General features: G+C 49.0%; 1 protein-coding gene. It reads right to left on the minus strand.

All coding sequences use genetic code 11. From position 1 onward, the window contains the following. The coding region (locus R7Q46_RS27030; RefSeq protein WP_318078233.1) for an FAD-binding oxidoreductase at positions 1 to 717 on the minus strand (717 nt) is incomplete at both ends.

Here is a 717-nt window from a genome sequence, read left to right on the forward strand (position 1 = left end):
CAAGGGATCAAACGCTTGTTGCCATGCAGCAAATGGTTGTACGCCAACATGCTCACCATGTGCGTCACCAAAATCTCTGAGTGGTGCAATTAGCTTTTCACCTTCGGATGGGTCGCCTGCATAACATATCGCCAGTACGACTACTTCTTTACCGTGAACGCTTTCAGGTAAGAATGGGAGTGGCGGTGTTTTACGACTCACCATCCACACACTTAACTCTTCTGGCGCAGATTCGGTGAATTTTGCAAACTGCGTGATGATCGATTTGGCTTGATCAAACGGGAAGACAATCAAACCACTCAGTACTTCAGGGCCAACGGGATGCAATTGGAATTCAAACTGCGTAACGATGCCAAAATTACCGCCGCCTCCGCGCAGCGCCCAGAAAAGATCCTCGTTTTCTGTTTCACTGGCAAGCAATTGGCGTCCGTCGGCAGTAACGACGTTTGCAGAGACTAAGTTATCTATCGTCATACCGTATTTACGGCTCAACCAACCAAAACCACCACCTAAAGTAAGACCAGCAATACCAGTGGTAGAGTTAATTCCTACCGGGGTCGCTAACCCGTATTTTTGAGTGGCTTCGTCTAAGTCGCCTAAGGTACAGCCCGGCTCAACAAACGCTCTTTTTGCATTTTCATCGACTCGCCCTTGGGTAAGGAGCGACAGGTCGATCATGACCCCATTATCACAGACAGCGTTGCCCGCAATGTTGTG

It is taken from the genome of Vibrio sp. 811 (genome assembly GCF_033339195.1).